Annotated in this window: 14 protein-coding genes; 12 read left to right on the top strand and 2 right to left on the bottom strand. The window is 45.8% G+C overall.

What is annotated here, in order from left to right; genetic code table 11:
- Nucleotides 1–92 precede the first annotated feature (92 nt).
- On the bottom strand, nt 93–2129 hold the full coding sequence (locus A7975_RS00510) for a peptidoglycan D,D-transpeptidase FtsI family protein (protein ID WP_065383819.1): 2037 nt from the start codon (nt 2127–2129) through the stop codon (nt 93–95).
- Nucleotides 2130–2438: 309 nt separating this feature from the next.
- Here A7975_RS00510 and A7975_RS00515 point away from each other — a divergent pair, with 309 nt between their 5' ends.
- Nucleotides 2439–2873: an SRPBCC family protein gene (locus A7975_RS00515; RefSeq protein ID WP_053375262.1), complete on the top strand. Its 435-nt coding sequence runs from the start codon at nt 2439–2441 to the stop codon at nt 2871–2873.
- Between the two features lie 258 nt (nt 2874–3131).
- Here the strand turns inward: A7975_RS00515 and A7975_RS00520 are convergent, their stop codons facing one another.
- The gene (locus A7975_RS00520; RefSeq protein ID WP_065383820.1) at nt 3132–5108 is read right to left on the bottom strand and encodes a beta-galactosidase trimerization domain-containing protein; all 1977 of its coding nucleotides are present in this window, start codon (nt 5106–5108) and stop codon (nt 3132–3134) included.
- A gap of 136 nt (nt 5109–5244) precedes the next feature.
- Between A7975_RS00520 and A7975_RS00525 the strand changes: the two genes are divergently transcribed.
- The 11 genes from A7975_RS00525 (at nt 5245) to A7975_RS00565 (ending at nt 15864) form a co-directional block, all read left to right on the top strand.
- On the top strand, nt 5245–6123 hold the full coding sequence (locus A7975_RS00525) for a helix-turn-helix transcriptional regulator (RefSeq protein WP_065383821.1): 879 nt from the start codon (nt 5245–5247) through the stop codon (nt 6121–6123).
- A 383-nt stretch (nt 6124–6506) separates the two neighbouring features.
- Complete coding sequence (locus tag A7975_RS00530) at nt 6507–7388, top strand: aminoglycoside phosphotransferase family protein (RefSeq protein WP_065383822.1); 882 nt, start codon at nt 6507–6509, stop codon at nt 7386–7388.
- Nucleotides 7389–7524: 136 nt separating this feature from the next.
- The gene (locus tag A7975_RS00535) at nt 7525–8202 is read left to right on the top strand and encodes a response regulator transcription factor (protein ID WP_065383823.1); all 678 of its coding nucleotides are present in this window, start codon (nt 7525–7527) and stop codon (nt 8200–8202) included.
- Nucleotides 8199–9554 (top strand): sensor histidine kinase, encoded by a 1356-nt coding sequence (locus A7975_RS00540; protein ID WP_065383824.1) that lies wholly within the window; start codon nt 8199–8201, stop codon nt 9552–9554. Before A7975_RS00535 ends, A7975_RS00540 begins: the two co-directional genes overlap by 4 nt.
- Nucleotides 9555–9676: 122 nt before the next feature.
- Nucleotides 9677–11386: a S41 family peptidase gene (locus A7975_RS00545; protein ID WP_065383825.1), complete on the top strand. Its 1710-nt coding sequence runs from the start codon at nt 9677–9679 to the stop codon at nt 11384–11386.
- Nucleotides 11387–11677: 291 nt separating this feature from the next.
- The gene (locus A7975_RS00550) at nt 11678–12466 is read left to right on the top strand and encodes a TerC family protein (RefSeq protein ID WP_053375269.1); all 789 of its coding nucleotides are present in this window, start codon (nt 11678–11680) and stop codon (nt 12464–12466) included.
- A 179-nt stretch (nt 12467–12645) separates the two neighbouring features.
- Nucleotides 12646–12840: a GNAT family N-acetyltransferase gene (locus tag A7975_RS32730; RefSeq protein WP_231637495.1), complete on the top strand. Its 195-nt coding sequence runs from the start codon at nt 12646–12648 to the stop codon at nt 12838–12840.
- Between the two features lie 136 nt (nt 12841–12976).
- Nucleotides 12977–13129, top strand: coding sequence for a hypothetical protein (locus tag A7975_RS33920; protein ID WP_157265872.1), 153 nt, complete (start codon nt 12977–12979; stop codon nt 13127–13129).
- A 154-nt stretch (nt 13130–13283) separates the two neighbouring features.
- Entirely contained in the window at nt 13284–14573 is a 1290-nt protein-coding gene (locus A7975_RS00555; protein WP_065383826.1) for an amidohydrolase, read from the top strand.
- A gap of 190 nt (nt 14574–14763) precedes the next feature.
- A complete protein-coding gene (locus A7975_RS00560; protein WP_065383827.1) occupies nt 14764–15120 on the top strand; it encodes a VOC family protein in 357 nt (118 codons plus the stop codon).
- Between the two features lie 156 nt (nt 15121–15276).
- On the top strand, nt 15277–15864 hold the full coding sequence (locus A7975_RS00565; RefSeq protein WP_065383828.1) for a hypothetical protein: 588 nt from the start codon (nt 15277–15279) through the stop codon (nt 15862–15864).
- Nucleotides 15865–15978 lie beyond the last annotated feature (114 nt).

Below are 15978 nucleotides of genomic sequence, written 5' to 3' on the forward strand. Positions count from 1 at the left end.
GTAACTTCGCTCTAACGACATGACACAGGCGGGAGCTAAGCTCCCGCCTGTGTTTGGCCACTCATTCGTTTATCGATTTCGTCAGAGTCTGTTTACTTTGCTCCATTCGCATTCGCATTGTCCGTGGTCTTCTTCTTAGGGACGCCATATAAACCAATTTCTTGATCATAGGCGTCAAAAATCTTGCGAGCGATTGGTGAGGCGCCATAACTGCCGAAGCCGCCATCGGGAACAACGACCGCTACTGCAAGCTTAGGTTTATCCGCAGGGGCATAAGCGATAAACACCGCATTCTCTGCGGTACGCTTAGCTACATCTTGCTCTGATGTCCCTGTCTTCCGTCGATAGCTGTAATCAACGCCTTCAAAGCCTTGCGAGCTTACTTTGGACATGCCCGTTTCGATTTCCTTCCAATATTCGTCCTTGAATTTCACCTCATTCAAAACAACTGGCGTATAGGCTTGAACGACATTTCCGTCTGAGTCTTTGATTTGATTAACAAATTGCGGCTTCATCCGTTTGCCGTGATTGGCAAGCATTGCCGTGTACTGGGCTAGCTGCAGTGTCGTATAACGTCCTTGTTGTCCAAATGAGGCAAATATAAGCGCAGATTGCGAACTAAACCGTTTAGCGGAATCGAAGTAATCGATAACGCCTTTTAATTCATTTGGAAGGCCGCTTCCGGTTAGAACGCCTAGTCCGAACTGCTTCATGTAATCGTCCCAAATTTCAACGCTGCTCTTGCCTTTCACGCTTCCGCGAGAAACAAGCCTATTGCCCACCATAGCAGCCATAAATGGGTTTGAAGAATGTTCAATCGCTTGTGCGCCGTCTATGTTTCCATATATTTTATTTTGCGAGTTTTTAATTTTGCGTTCGTAGCCTGCTTTACCGAATGTGAACACCCCTGTATCCGGGTACACTTCTGTAGTGGTAAACAGCTTCTCATTCAGTCCGATGAGTACGGAGAGGGGCTTCATCGTAGAGCCGAGCGGCACAATTGAAGAAGGGTGCTCGCTTCGTTCCTTCTCCGAGTACTTTCCGTAAACCGTTCGGATCGTTCCGTTAGACAAAATGTTTGAAAAGTTCTCATAATCCTCTTGGCTTATGCTTCCGCCTGACCAAATATTAGGATCATAATCCGGCATGCTTGCCATCGCCACGACTTTGCCCGTATCGACTTCCATCGCAACCGCAAATCCTGTTTGCGCATAGACGGCACGTTCATATTTGTTCGTAGATTTCGTTATTTTTTTCAACTGATCCATAATGGCAGTTTCTGTGGATAATTGCACGTTTTTATTAATGGTGAGATAAATGTCAGATCCCTTCTCGGGAGTCGTAATTTGCATGGGACCAATAATGCGCTCTGCATTGTTGACCGGGTAAGTTTTTAAGCCGTTTTTGCCGCGCAAAATGTCCTGGTACATGAACTCAAGACCGTCCATGCCCACATCTTCTTCCGCTAAATATTGAAGGGTAGCATCTTCTTCCTTCGTTTTTTCCTTGTAAAAATCAACCGTTTCGCGAACGCCTTTATATTTTTTTAAATATCCGACGAGCTGTACGGCAATCGAATTTGTATCATAGTTACGAACGCTCTCCTCCATAATATCGATCCCTTTGAAGGACGACCGATTTTCCATGAAGTAGGCGATCTCATTATTGGTCAGTCCGGATTTAATCCGCCTTGGGGTTGATATAATATTCCGACTGAAATCAAGATCCATTTGACGAATAATATCATCCACAGTCATTTTCTTAGCAGGGTCTCCGAAATCATTAAACACCTCTAACAATTTTGCAGCCATTTTCCTCGCGTTTTCCTTGGCAACCGCCAGCTTAGGCTCAGGCTGGATACTGAAATACAAGGATTGGGTTGAAGTAGAATATGCGATTGGGTAATTCGTAGAATCGTAAATATTGCCTCGTATCGGCGGAAGCTTAACGCTGCGAGTGCCTTTGTCCTGACCTACCGCGCTAAGCGTTGGCCCCTCGACGAACTGAAGGATAGCAAGTCGCACGATCAAAACGCTAAACAATGCAAAGGTAATAAAGAAAAATAAATTCAACCGAAACGAAAAATGACGCCTATTAATAATCTCCCGCTTTTGCGGATCGTCATGCATGCTTAAACACCTCTTAACCATTTCATATAGAATGTCCGTACGTTAAATCTATCTCGAAATGGCAAGCACCAGCCATTGTTTTTATAGGCATATAAATTCAGAACTGTCGATCCATTCCATTATACCTTGAATAAAATCCCATTTCAAAAATAAAATTGGCTGGGGCTCTGCTGCGACATTAAAAGGCATACGTATGGCGGAGGCAGGGATGGTTATAAGGGGGATAACGTGGATAATGGAGATATATCGACTAACAGTGAATGGTCATGGTATGATTTGAGAATAATAGATTCATAAGGAGGTTTTGTTATGGGAACAGGTAATCCGGTAACGATTACAGTAGAAACGATCGTTCATTCTCCCGTCGAAAACGTGTGGAAATTTTGGAACGATCCGAAGCATATCACGCAATGGAGCAAGGCTTCCGATGACTGGCACACGCCGTTTGCCGAGAATGATTTGACGGTCGGCGGTAAATTCCTGTCGAGAATGGAAGCCAAAGACGGCAGCTTCGGATTTGATTTCGGAGGCGTATACGACGAGGTGAGCATTAATGAGAGCATCTCCTATACGATGGCTGACGGCAGAAAAGTGAAGATTGCTTTTATCCGCCAAGACAACGACACGCAAATCATCGAATCGTTCGACGCGGAGGAGACCAATGCCATCGAGATGCAGCAAGCCGGATGGCAGGCCATCTTAAATAATTTCAAAAAATATGCCGAAACAGCTAAAGTAGAATAAAAGAACCTCCGCAGCCTTTGAAGCGCATGCCAGCATTGGCATGCGCTTTGCTATTCTAATAAAAACAAACTGCCCGAGTGCAGATTCATGTCTATATGAGAGCGGCTGCTGCCAGGAATAGGTCGAGTTTAGCTTAAGCTAACGGAAGGCTTTCGGTTAACAAAGAGGAGCAGCTGCAATTGCAGCTGCTCCTCGTGTGATTATTCAGCGAAAGTTGGATTATCCGATGAGCGAAGCACGGGAAACGGCTTGCTGATTTTAAAACTGCATGACGACCATTTGATGGCATGACCATTTAGGGATCGTGTAGCGGACGACTCCGTTCTCCTGCGTGAAAGGAAGCGGGCTTTTTTGCGGCGCTAAATAGACTTCCCGGACCGGCTCGGATACGGCTACCGCAACTTCCGTGTCAAGAAGCGGGAGCAAATCCTCGATCACCTCAACGTTTTGTCCTCTGCGGACCGGAGAAGCGTACAATAAATGATGGATCCAGCGATTGGATGCTGTCTGGGCCTGCAGTGTTGTCACGCCTTGCGCCGGAAGGTTTGTGCGCAGGCGTTTGCTTGCCAGCAGTCGATCAAGCGCGTAAACGATGATTTCTTTGACAGGCAGGCTGCCTTTGACCGCGTAATCCTCGAACATATTCCACGCCACATAAATGCCGTCTGGCCCTTCCGCCATGCCGGGACCTGCGCCTTGCTGGTCAGACGGAGTATGCTGGTGGGAACAGAAGGTGAATATATCCCGATTGAAATAAGCATTTTCCCTGCTTCCAAGCGACTCGCCGTCCTGGGTCAGAGCAACCTCCTGACCTTCGGCATAAACAACGTACGAAGCGTTTTGGAGCGACGGCAGCTCGAAGGATGGCTTGAAATAGGAAGGCTTCGTGGCAGCAATTCCTAACCACTGCACCCCTAAGTTCAATTCGAATTTCGTCCCGTCGGGCGACAATCCCGAGCGTCCGGTTGCCAGCACTTTGCCGCCATCCGCAAGGAAGGCCGCCAGTTTGCTTTTGATTTGCTCGGTCATCAAGATGTCGTCAGGCAAAATGACTACCTTATAGCCCGATAAATCAGCTTGGGTATCAATGACGTCGAACAAATAATGCCCTTCCAGCAAAATTCTTACCGCGCCGGTATCGGCATGTTTGTTTTGGTCGTTGATGGGGCTTCCTCCGACTTCAGCGGACGCGGCTTCGACGGATAACAGCGCGATGTCGGCAACGGCTGTCGCTCCCTTGCACCACTCCTCCTTGGCTTCCACCTCCCGGTACGCTTCGCCGATTAGCGCGTAGGTTGCAGGGTCCATAAACCCGGATGGATGGAGCTGGTCGCCAATCGAGCAGCGAGCGCCGTTCGCTAGACTTAAAGCTGCTTCATACCTTAGGGCGTTAGGATGCTTATAGCCGCCGAACTCGCCCCATGAGGTGTGGAATTTTCCGGTCATGCCAAGGTAGTCCACGCCTAGTGTTTGCGCATAACGCGCCGAGAGCGGGAAATGGTCGTAGCCCCAGCCGCCCGTCGGAAGCGATTCAAGCTCCAAATGCGTGTTTAAATGCACGAGATCGCGGCGTCCCCGAGCGACATGGCTGCTGTTGTGAAATACCGGAAGACCGGGCTTAACGGCGTGAACGGCCTCGTTCATTTTTGTCGCATAGTTGAAGTACGTTTCCTCCCACATTTGCATCATGGCTTCCTGATTCCGCGGGTCGAAGCCGCGTTCGCGGATCGAAGCGATGCAATACTGGCAATAGCACTCGCGAACGCCAACGATATCGAGGAAGATGCCATCCGCGTCATAGCGTTCCACTACCTCACGAACTTGATCGGCGAGTACGTCAACGTAAGGCGTATTCATGCAAAATTGATGATAGCCGGGTGTCAGGAAATCATCTGTCCAATCGGTCGCTTCTTGCTTGGTGCGAATCAGCCAATTGGGGTGGCGGCGGGCAATCTTCTCATCCAGCCCAGCCGATAAATAAACGGGCGTTTTGACGCCTATTTCGTGAGCGGCTTCTATTTGCGCTCCCAGCAAATCGAAGGAGAGATGGGGATGCATTTCATTGACATCGCTAGGGTGATATGCCCAGCCATGATGGCATTTGGAGAAAACGGTGATGGAGTCTACATGTCCGGTTTTGAGCATGTCTTGGAATTGACGTTTGGAAAAAGCGTTGCCAATGCCATCGATCGCTTCGGAAGTATGGAAATCGAGATGAACCTGACGGAAATTCATAATGTTGTCCTCCTATTATTTAGCTAATGTGATAAGATTATATCTACCACTCTAATGGATATGATGTATGGATACAGCTAACAATTACGACTTTCTATAGTACGATTTCTACATTTTATAATCGGAGGTCTTGCAGATGCTTGTGCTTGAATTTCAGGTTCCCCCATTTCCTTTGCTAGCGGCGGTCGGTTATGCTTTTTGGCAGCCGGGAGTGGTACACGCGCAGCGTCAATTCAAAGTGTTTGATCTTGTCGTTTGCGCCAGGGGAGCGTTATATATGGAGGAGGATGGTATAAGCTACGAGGTTTCGCAAGGGATGATGCTAGTGCTTGAGCCCGGGAAAAACCATCGCGGATACCGGCCTACGGATACGGAGACAGAAGTGTATTGGATCCATTTTGATTTCCCGCTGCCATCGCAGCCTATTCTGGTTGAGAAAAACAGCTGGCAGCAGCCCCTGCTTCAGCGAACGGACCAAGATATCGTCCCAAATCCGGCAACGATACATATCCCGAAATTCGCTGCCGTAGATTTGCGCACGGTCGTGCCTTTGCTGAAGCGTATGATTGAGCTGCATAACATGCTTACGCGAAAGCGATCCTTTGAGCTGCATGTGCTGCTTGGGGAACTATTCGTGCATTTGCAAAACGGGATCATTTCGAACAGTCTGCAGGCCCGTTCCTATTTTCTCGGCGAGAAAGTCGCATCCTATTTGGAGGGGCGGTTGGAGGAACCGTTCGATTCCGGGATGATGGAGCAGGAGCTGCATTATCATTTCGACTATTTGGCGCGGTGCTTGAAGCAATTTACGGGGATGAGCCCCATGCAATACCGCCATCATTTGCAGGTCGAGAAGGCCAAACGGCTGTTGGTTCATTCAGATTTGCCGTTAAAGGAAATTGGAGCGATGTGCGGTCTCTCGGACAATAACTACTTCATCCGCTTGTTCAAGCGGCTAACGATGCTGACGCCCGGTGAATACCGCAAACTGTACCAAGTCTTTCATTTGGACTAAATAACAATGGTTTTCTTATTTTGGCTTCCCATTACGGCTTTTGAGTAACGGGTAAAACAGAGTCTTCGAGTGAGCGCTTTTGTATATTTCGGGGATAGTTGAATCACACAGGGATGAGCAGGCGCTTTGGCGACCTGCTTATTTTAATACACTAGAACTTTTTTGGGGGAGATTGCCTATAGTCGTTTTATAACATCCGCAAAAGACAATATTAAGGTAAAATATTACATGAACTGGAAATAAAACCCCTTGGCAGCTCTTCCCCAATGGTTATCGATACATGCTAGCAAATGAATCATAGCTCAACGAATGGGACACGAATGTTGAAAAGTTCTACACAAGAACTACGCTTAAAAATTTCAGGTTAATAGAAGAGGTGCTTGATGAATATATCCGCCGATCTGGTTGTGCGATTAATTAAAGAACAATTTCCACAATGGTCTGATTTGGAGATTAAACCTGTAAAAGCAAGCGGTCATGATAATCGCACCTTTCATCTAGGTGAACATATGAGTGTGAGACTGCCAAGTGCGGCACATTACGTCCCTCAAGTGGAAAAAGAACAACTGTGGCTGCCCATTTTATCAAAAAAACTTTCTATTCCGATTTCTACTCCTTTAGCAAAAGGAAAGCCAAATGAAGAATATCCGTATCCTTGGTCTATTAACAAGTGGTTGGAGGGCGAGACACTAACGAAAGGGAATATTGATGGTTTAGATCAATTTGCGAAAGAATTAGGGACATTTTTAATTGCATTGCAATCCATTGACGCGAGCGCAGGTCCTTTGGCTGGGAAGCATAATTTTTATAGAGGCGGAGCTATAGCTGTATATGACGAAGAGTCTAGAATTGCGATTGCGAATCATGCGGATACATTTAATGAACAGCTACTGAAAGAAATATGGGAGCTGGCATTAGATTCAAAATGGGCATTAGAGCCAGTCTGGGTACACGGCGATATAGCGCCAGGAAATATTCTAATTAATGAAGGGAAGCTTTGCGCCGTCATTGATTTCGGAATACTGGGCGTAGGTGACCCATCTTGCGATGCCGCAATGGCATGGACTTTTTTTGATGACAATAGCAGAAGGATATTTAAAGATGTATTAAATATGGATGAAGAAACTTGGAACAGAGCAAGGGGATGGGCGTTATGGAAGGCCTTAATTACCTACGATGCTCATAAACATACGAATCATGCGATAGCAGAAGAAGCTTATAAAACGATTAATATCATTTCAGGTGACTATAAAGCGGCTAAATAAGAACGGCAGAGATGCCGTTTTTTTGTTTAGATTTTGCTGAACGTTTGCTCCAAACCGCTGGACAATAAATCCAAACGCACGGCATACTATGCTTATTACGAGTACTGGCATTCATGCAAAGGAGAGTATAACCGACATGGTCAAAATACTAATCGTGGATGACGATTCACTCGTTCGCGAGCTAATAAGCATATATTTGCAAAGTGAAGGATTTGTTACGGTGGAAGCGGAGGACGGCAAAAAGGCGCTGGCAATCGTAGGGGAATCGGATATCGATCTCGTTATCCTCGATATTATGATGCCGCATTTGGATGGCTGGGATTTGTGCAGGGAAATCCGTAACAGAAGTTCGGATATCCCCCTGTTGATGGTCACGGCGAAGGGGGAGCCGAGCCAGAGGGTGAAGGGCTTTCTGCTCGGAACGGACGATTATTTGACGAAGCCGTTTGAACCGATGGAGCTTGTCATGAGAGTAAAAGCGCTTTTGAAGCGTTACCGGATAGCCGCTGCGCAGCTCATACAAATGGGCGATATTTTGCTAAACCAACGCAGCCTGAAGGTTTATCGAAGAGACGAGGTTCTTAATCTTCCACGCAAAGAGTTCGAGCTGCTATTTATGCTGGCAAGCCACCCAGGGCAAATTTTAACCCGCGAACAGCTTATTGTGCAGATATGGGGAAAAGATTACGAAGGGGATGACCGAACCGTCGACGTTCATGTTAAACGGATTCGGGAACGGTTTGCCAGCGATGCGGAGCATTTCCGTATCGAAACCGTCCGCAGCCTTGGTTATCGGCTAGAGGTAAACGAATGATTAAGAGCTTATATATTCGCATCGTGCTTGTATTTCTGACGATTATTATCGTTGGTCTAGTCTCGTCCCTTCTTATCGGGTTAGTTCTGTTCCAAAAGGATTTAAACCAAACAGGGCAAAATGACATGGTTGCCGCGGGTAAGGAAATCGCCCGCCTTATTGCAAGGGACAAGCCAGTTGACCGCAAACTATTTATGGAGAGCATGACTAGGCTTACTTCTTATCCTTTTCAATTGGTGGATGAAACCGGAGTAATGGAACTATATGGCTTCGACAACCGCGAGGCAGCTGTCACGATAAGGCCGGAATCGATACGGATGGTGCTCGAAGGCAAGCATTATCGATCGTCCAAAAATGAGGATGACACGTTCATTGGCGTTCCGCTTGATAGCGGAGGAAAACGATATGCGTTATTCGTGCAATCATCCTCTAAAAATGAATCAACCATTTTTCGCTTGTTATTTACTATTCTGCTATTGGTTCTTGTTTTGGGATGTCTGGGGATTCTTATTTCTGCCCGCTATATTGTCAAGCCTCTTAAAACGATGACAACAGCTACGAAGAGGTTAGCAAAGGGGAATTTTGACGTGGAGCTCACGTTGAAACGCAAGGATGAACTCGGAATATTAGCCCAAAGCATCAACGAAATGGCTATAGAGCTCAAGCAGCTGGAGCAGATGCGGCAGGACTTCGTATCCAATGTATCGCATGAAATTCAATCGCCGTTAACCGCAATATCCGGGTTCGCGAAGGTGTTGATGAACGATAAGCTCATCCTCGGTCATGATCGGGTCAAATATTTGGGTTATATCGTCTCTGAGAGCAAGAGATTGTCCAGGCTTAGCGATAATTTGCTTCAGCTGGCGTCCCTGGAATCGGAGCATCATCCTTTTAAAGCAGCGAGGTTCAACCTTGATGAACAGATCCGGCAAGTCGTCGTCGCATGCGAGCCTTTGTGGTCAAGCAAGCGCATAGACATGGACTTGGCGCTGTCTGCCGCACTGCCTATTTCGGCGGATTATGACCAACTTCACCAAGTATGGGTAAACCTAATCGGAAACAGCATTAAATTCACGCCAGAAGGCGGAAAAGTCCGAATTGAGATGGCTGGGAACAATCATCTCGTTACGGTAACCGTACACGATTCAGGATGCGGGATTTCAGAGGAGCAGCAAGCACGTATATTCGAAAGGTTTTACAAAGCTGACCGGTCTAGAAATCGCAGCAACGAGGGGAATGGACTTGGACTTGCTATCGTGAAAAAAATCGTAGATCTCCACGGGGGAACGATTGAGGTCAGTAGCATAATCGGACAAGGCACGGCCGTGACGATAAACCTTCCTGCGGAATAAACGAAAATAGGACGGGTTCGTGATTCTGGAGCCTGTTTTTTTGCGACCGTTCACGCTCCGTTCATATTTCTCCCATACGCTTTTCTATGAAGATATATGAAGCGCATTGGAGGAATAATGGTATGGGTATCTATGGTTTGTTGGATTCGGTAAAATGGTTAACGCCGTTTGAAATGTTATTGTGCGTGTTGAATTTGGTCTTGTTAGTCAGGCATGGGCTGCCGCAGGCGCATCGCTCTCCAAGATGGCTCGACTATTTGCCCTCACTCGGTATGGTTATCGTCATTGCAAGTTTATGGTATGGAGATAGGACGCTGCTTGCGATGTTGTTTTACTCGATTACGGTTATCGTATTCCTATGCACGGTAAAGAGAATATTAAGGTTCAACCCTCTACTTAAAGGCAAGGAGAATAAGCTTATTCGGATCGTCAGGCCTGCTATTTGTGTGATTGGAATCATTTCTATTGCAGTCGCTACCTTGAATGCCGGCGTTCTCCGTTATAACCCGGCTAGCGATTTAAGCGAAATGAGCTATGAGGGCGCTTTTGTGAAAATGAACGAAAGATTGTCGAGGGAGTATCCTTTCGGGAGCTGGAAGGGGTTGAAGTGGGATGAACTGCAAGTCCAATATAGTCCCCTATTCGAACATGCGGAGAAGAATAAAGATAAGGAATTATATTACAAATTGTTAAGAGATTATCTTAGCTCCATCGGTGATGGGCATATTAAGCTGATGAACCACAACATCTATGAAGACGATAACGTGTTCAAAGAAGAGGTTGGCGGCGGTTTTGGAATCAGCACCGTTCAATTGGACAATGGCAAGGTACGGGTTAGCTTGGTCTTAGAAGGGAGCCCAGCATATAAGAACGGTATAAGGCTAGGTGCCGAGATTGTAAGCTGGAACGGAAAATCGGGCAAAGAAGCGTTCGAAGCGACCAGCTGGAGTGAGAGTTTCTACGCTACGGACGAGGTAAAGGCTTATTTTCAAGGAAGATTGATGGCTAGAGCGCCAATCGGTCAAGAAGTTAAAGTGGCCTATCGGAATTTGGAAGAAAAGGCGATCAATGAGGCGACGCTTAAGGCCTATGACGATCAGTATGAGACGCTCAAGGAAACGAAGGTCCAAATAACGCAAAAAGATTTAGATGCTTCTCCTGTCGAAGGGAGCATAATCGGCGATGGGTACGGCTATGTGAAAATCAAACATTTTCTCGCGCAATCCACGTTCCCCGCTCCAGACCAATCATTGGCGCAGCAGTTGAAGCAGTTTCAAAAGGATAAGGTTAAAGGTTTGGTTATCGACCTGAGGGATAATCCGGGGGGCGAAGATTCGCTTGCGGCTGCAATGGCAGGCTTTTTTGTAAGTGAGAAGAAGCACTATGAATATGTCAGTTATTACAATAGAAACACGGGGAGATTTGAAATAAATCACAATGAAGTCTTAACCGTAAAGCCTCAAAAGGTTTACTATGACGGATCTATCGCAATCTTAATTAATAGCAGAACGGGAAGCTCCGGCGAAGGCATGCCGCTCGTTTTGAAGGGGCTGCCTAATGTGAAAATCATCGGATTTACGGCGACGGCGGGTTCGTTTGGAATAGTAAGCAGGCCGATAGAGATGAGGATGCCGGAAGGGTATGTGATTAGGTTCCCCGACGGCAGGTCGCTTAATGCAAATAAAAGGATTCAAGGGGATGGCGATGCTGCAAGGAAAGGCGGAGTGGCTCCGGATGTACGAATACCGCTTGATGAACAAACGTTTATTCAGAAGTATGTAGATGGGCAAGATATTGAATTGAATTACGCATTGAAAATATTGGGAAACTAAAATGCCAAAAAATAAATCTATGAATCATGAAACCAATGTTGTCCGCTTCCCGTATCACATTTTATTAGACGCTTTACGCAAGAACGTTTTACGGTAATTGAATAGTTTACCCAAACGCAAAAGGGGAGTAGCTGCTACAATAAAGTCGTCAGTACGAGAATGAAAGTTCTCCGGCTTTATTGGCATTGCCGATAGGCACTGTTAGCGAGACCTTTGCCTAACAAGGCAAAGGTCTTTTGTTTTGGGGGAACTAGATTGCAAGCCTATCATTCTAACTTGGGAGGATTTACAATGGATTTTGGATTGTTATTGGAGTATGGCTGGGTACTGCTTGTACTAATTGCGCTTGAGGGTCTGCTCGCAGCGGACAACGCGCTCGTACTGGCGATTATGGTCAAGCATTTGCCTGAAGCGGAACGTAAGAAGGCCTTGTTCTATGGTTTGGCGGGCGCGTTTGTTTTCCGCTTTGGTTCGTTGTTTGCGATATCGTTTTTGGTGGATGTCTGGCAGGTGCAAGCCATCGGCGCACTTTATCTCCTGTTCATTGCGCTCAACCACATATTGCGTAAGGTCATCGTAAAAAAAGGCGAGGATTCCGCAGCCAAGAGTGCAGGGAAGGAACCAAAGAAAAGCGGTTTCTGGATGACTGTCCTCAAGGTTGAAGTGGCGGATATCGCATTTGCGATCGATTCGATTCTGGCAGCGGTAGCGCTTGCCGTTGCATTGCCGGCAACGACCTTGCCGAAAATCGGAGGCATGGATGGCGGTCACTTTATCGTCATTTTCCTAGGTGGATTTATCGGTCTTATCATTATGCGTTTTGCAGCGAATATGTTCGTGAAGCTGCTCGAGAGCAGACCTGCTCTGGAAGTTGCCGCATTCTGCATCGTCGGCTGGGTTGGCGTTAAGCTAGCGGTCCATACGCTTGCACATCCATCATTGCACGTTATCCCGCATGATTTTGCGGAATCGGCAGGCTGGAAAGTAACATTTTACGTAGTGCTTCTGCTCATCGCGGTAACAGGTTGGTTCCTATCAGGCAGTAAAGAGAAGCAAAACCAAGCTTCGAAAGCGGCCTAAGCAAAATATAAAAATGATTGAAGGCTGCAGCCTGTTGAGATAGTTCAACAGGCTGCTTTTTTTATAGATATGCGGATAAAGGAGCTTTATGGATATGAAAATGAACAAACACAGCTCTGAACATTATATTTGGGGGAGATAGGGTCAAAAGGTTTTGCAACCGAAGCGGCTAAAAAGCCTTGCTTGAATTTGGTTTCCGCGAGCTCGGCCTCCATCGAATATTTGCGACTTGCCGCCCGGATAACTTAGGTTCCGCCAAAGTACTGCAAAAAATAGGCATGTCTTATGAAGGGCATATAAGGGAACATAAACGGCATAATGAGAAATGGCTAGACTCTCATCAATACTCGATTTTAGAAAGTGAATATAGTTGAATATCACGTGGATGAGCAGGCGCTAAGTACGCCTGTTTTATTTCATTATGCAGGCTGGAAGAGCTTGAAAAGCAATTCAGAAGGAAACGATTATTCTCCAACACGACAACACATACTAACAAAAAGGAGTGAGGTTATGGAAAATAATAAAGACAACACGAAGGCAGATGACAAGCCAACAATTATGAATTACGACTATGTTTGGGGCAGTGATCAGGACGAATATGTGAACGCTGATCTGCAAGCTGAGGAAGCGCCGGAGCAAGGCAATGATAATGCGCAAAAATAAATGAACGTGCAAGCAAGAAAAAGCAAACCTCTTTACAGTGAACGCATTTACTGTAAAGAGGTTTTTTGCGATGGGCGCTTACCTATCGAGGTTGACTTTCACCTTACGTCATCGTTTATCCTCCACATATCAAATGATATAGGAGTGATTTTTTATGAAAATTTTAATTAAAGACGTAGTGATCCTGTCCATGGCAGGAGATGATCAGCCGATAAAAGGAGACATCCTTATTGAAGGCGATAAAATCAAGCAATTGGGGAAGCAGCTTTTTGATGAGGCAGACGAGGTTATTCAAGGGCAAGGCATGGTTGCTATGCCTGGTCTTATCAATGCGCATCAACATACTCCTATGAGCTTGTTGAAAGGTTTTTCGGATGATTTGAAGTTAATGGATTGGCTCACTCAAAAAATGCTGCCTGCCGAAGCAAAAATGACACCAGAGGATATCTACTGGGGAGCTAAGCTTTCGATGGCCGAAATGATTAAATCTGGGACTACAGCTTTTGCCGATATGTATGTCCATATGAATGAAATTGCTGCAGCGGTGTCTGAAGTTGGCATGCGTGCTTCATTGACTAGAGGTCTCGTATTCCTTGAGGACGACGGAGGCAAGCGGATAGCGGAAGCGCTGGAGTTGATTGAACGATGGAATGGACGAGCAGATGGTAGGATCACAACTATGTTGGGACCGCATGCTCCGTACACATGTCCCCCTGAACCTTTAATAGATATTATAAAAATGGCGGAGCAGATGAGTATTCCCGTTCATATTCATTTGGCGGAAACGAAGGAGGAGGTCATAAAAATTCGAGAAAAATACAATCAGACCCCCACCGAATATTTGTACCATTTGGGTCTCTTTGAGAGAGCGCGTGTCCTGTTAGCGCATAGCGTACATCTAACTCGCCGGGATATTGGATTTTTAAGAGGGATTCGTGGCGGAGTATCTCATAACCCGGTAAGCAATTTGAAGTTAGGCTGCGGGATTGCGCCTGTAATTGAAATGATTAACCAGGGCATTGTCGTAGGGCTTGGCACGGACGGGGCGGGAAGTGCAGCAACGGTCGATATGTTCGAGGAGATCAAGGCAGCAACATGGCTCCAAAAGTTAGATTACGGCGATCCTACTGTGCTCTCCGCTCGCAGAACGCTGCAAATGGCGACGATCAATGGTGCGAAATTGTTAAATATCGAGGATCAAACAGGAACGCTCGAAATCGGAAAAAAAGCAGATATCATTCTTATTGACATGAAAAAACCACATTTACAGCCCGTCCATCATGTAGAATCACTGCTAGCATATAGTGTAAATGGAGCGGACGTTGATACAACGATTGTAAACGGCAAAGTGCTGATGAAAAATCGGAAGTTGCTAACGATCGACGAAGATGAATTGTTTGAACAAGTAGCTGCCCGTGCTTTAAAAATCGTAGAAGGAATTTAATCTCATTGATTTTTTAGTCGGTAAAAGCATGAACCATAGCCATGATGTTGTTTGAGCAATCGCAGGATTTTTTGAGGTTATGTGGAATTAATATTAAAATAGAACAAAATGAAGTTGGAGTTGGGGAAGGCTAATCGTAATTTCAATAACCGTTAGCCAATCACCTTATAAAAACATTGGAGTGAACAGGATGAATGTCATTTCGAGTAAAGCAGGAGCGATTTTTGTTCCGGTAAGCGACATTAGAGAAGCGCGGGAATGGTATTGCTCCATTCTTGAACTAGAGCCTGTTTTTGATATTATCTCAGACCATCTCTGCTGTATACCGCTGGACAATAACGGTTTGAATCTGGTTTTAGACAGCAAGATCTATAACGAGGATTCCCGCTTTAGAAATCCAACCTTCCATTTTAATGCGGACGACATACATGAGGCTTATCAATTCATGAAAGACCATGGCGTTGAGCTGGTTACCGAAATAGAGAATGGCCATTGGTTTAATTTTAAAGATCCAGACGGGAACTTATTGATGATTTGTAAATGCTGAGTAGATGACAAGGAAAGGCTGCCGATCAAAATCGGCAGCCTTTTCTCAACCTAACGGTAAGGATAAAGCAACCGTAATCGCTGAATTAATTGATTTAGCCTTGGAACAATTTGGGTAACGATTGCGTTTTAAAATAAGAGGAGGTGGGAGTAACATTTGAAACAAATATTGAATCTGAGCTTTCTTTGTTTAGCGTTGATTGTTTTGCTTAGTGCTTGTGGTCATGGAAATGGAGAATTATCTGGGCAGCAGCCTTCAACAATAGACCCAGAGATTACGAAGAAGATGAGTGAACCAAAGCTTGTCCAGAAGGACGATCTATTTGAAATGAAACTAAACATAACCAAGACAACATTTAAAGTCGGTGAACCAATCGTTTATTCAACTTCGCTCACCTATATTGGAGAGCAAAAGTCCTTCACAATTTGGGGACCGGAGACTTATATTGGCTTTTATCTGACTGATGGCAAGAAGTTACGGATGGACGGTGCGAGCACCATGGAGTTGATGTCGACTAAGTTAATTCGCGGGGAAACGCTTGAGTTCCCTTTCTCTAAGAGCGGGGGGTATGGCTCTAAGGACCCTGATGCCGATTTTTGGAAAAAGTTTTATTCAGAAAAAGACCTGCTGCTACCACCAGGGACGTATCTCATTGCTGCAAGCTGTAATTTTTCACTTACGCAGGAAGTGGTAGATAGCCATTATAAGGGGGAAGTTTATACAACTATTACGGTGGTGGAGTAACCCGGTTCGCATGCGGGCTGGGTTTTTCTATGTCCCGAAAACGATCATTCGAATGGTGCATAGCAATAAATTACTCTGTGCTCACAAATAAGTGTATACTGCCATTACGGAGCG

The sequence above is a fragment of the Bacillus sp. FJAT-26390 genome, from assembly GCF_001682865.1.
Classification (GTDB): Bacteria; Bacillota; Bacilli; order Paenibacillales; family Paenibacillaceae; genus Pristimantibacillus.

Coding starts and splice junctions, on each gene's coding strand:
- A7975_RS00510 (WP_065383819.1), bottom strand. CDS start 2,129: ATGCATGACGATCCGCAAAAGCGGGAGATTATTAATAGGCGTCATTTT.
- A7975_RS00515 (WP_053375262.1), top strand. CDS start 2,439: ATGGGAACAGGTAATCCGGTAACGATTACAGTAGAAACGATCGTTCAT.
- A7975_RS00520 (WP_065383820.1), bottom strand. CDS start 5,108: ATGAATTTCCGTCAGGTTCATCTCGATTTCCATACTTCCGAAGCGATC.
- A7975_RS00525 (WP_065383821.1), top strand. CDS start 5,245: ATGCTTGTGCTTGAATTTCAGGTTCCCCCATTTCCTTTGCTAGCGGCG.
- A7975_RS00530 (WP_065383822.1), top strand. CDS start 6,507: ATGAATATATCCGCCGATCTGGTTGTGCGATTAATTAAAGAACAATTT.
- A7975_RS00535 (WP_065383823.1), top strand. CDS start 7,525: ATGGTCAAAATACTAATCGTGGATGACGATTCACTCGTTCGCGAGCTA.
- A7975_RS00540 (WP_065383824.1), top strand. CDS start 8,199: ATGATTAAGAGCTTATATATTCGCATCGTGCTTGTATTTCTGACGATT.
- A7975_RS00545 (WP_065383825.1), top strand. CDS start 9,677: ATGGGTATCTATGGTTTGTTGGATTCGGTAAAATGGTTAACGCCGTTT.
- A7975_RS00550 (WP_053375269.1), top strand. CDS start 11,678: ATGGATTTTGGATTGTTATTGGAGTATGGCTGGGTACTGCTTGTACTA.
- A7975_RS33920 (WP_157265872.1), top strand. CDS start 12,977: ATGGAAAATAATAAAGACAACACGAAGGCAGATGACAAGCCAACAATT.
- A7975_RS00555 (WP_065383826.1), top strand. CDS start 13,284: ATGAAAATTTTAATTAAAGACGTAGTGATCCTGTCCATGGCAGGAGAT.
- A7975_RS00560 (WP_065383827.1), top strand. CDS start 14,764: ATGAATGTCATTTCGAGTAAAGCAGGAGCGATTTTTGTTCCGGTAAGC.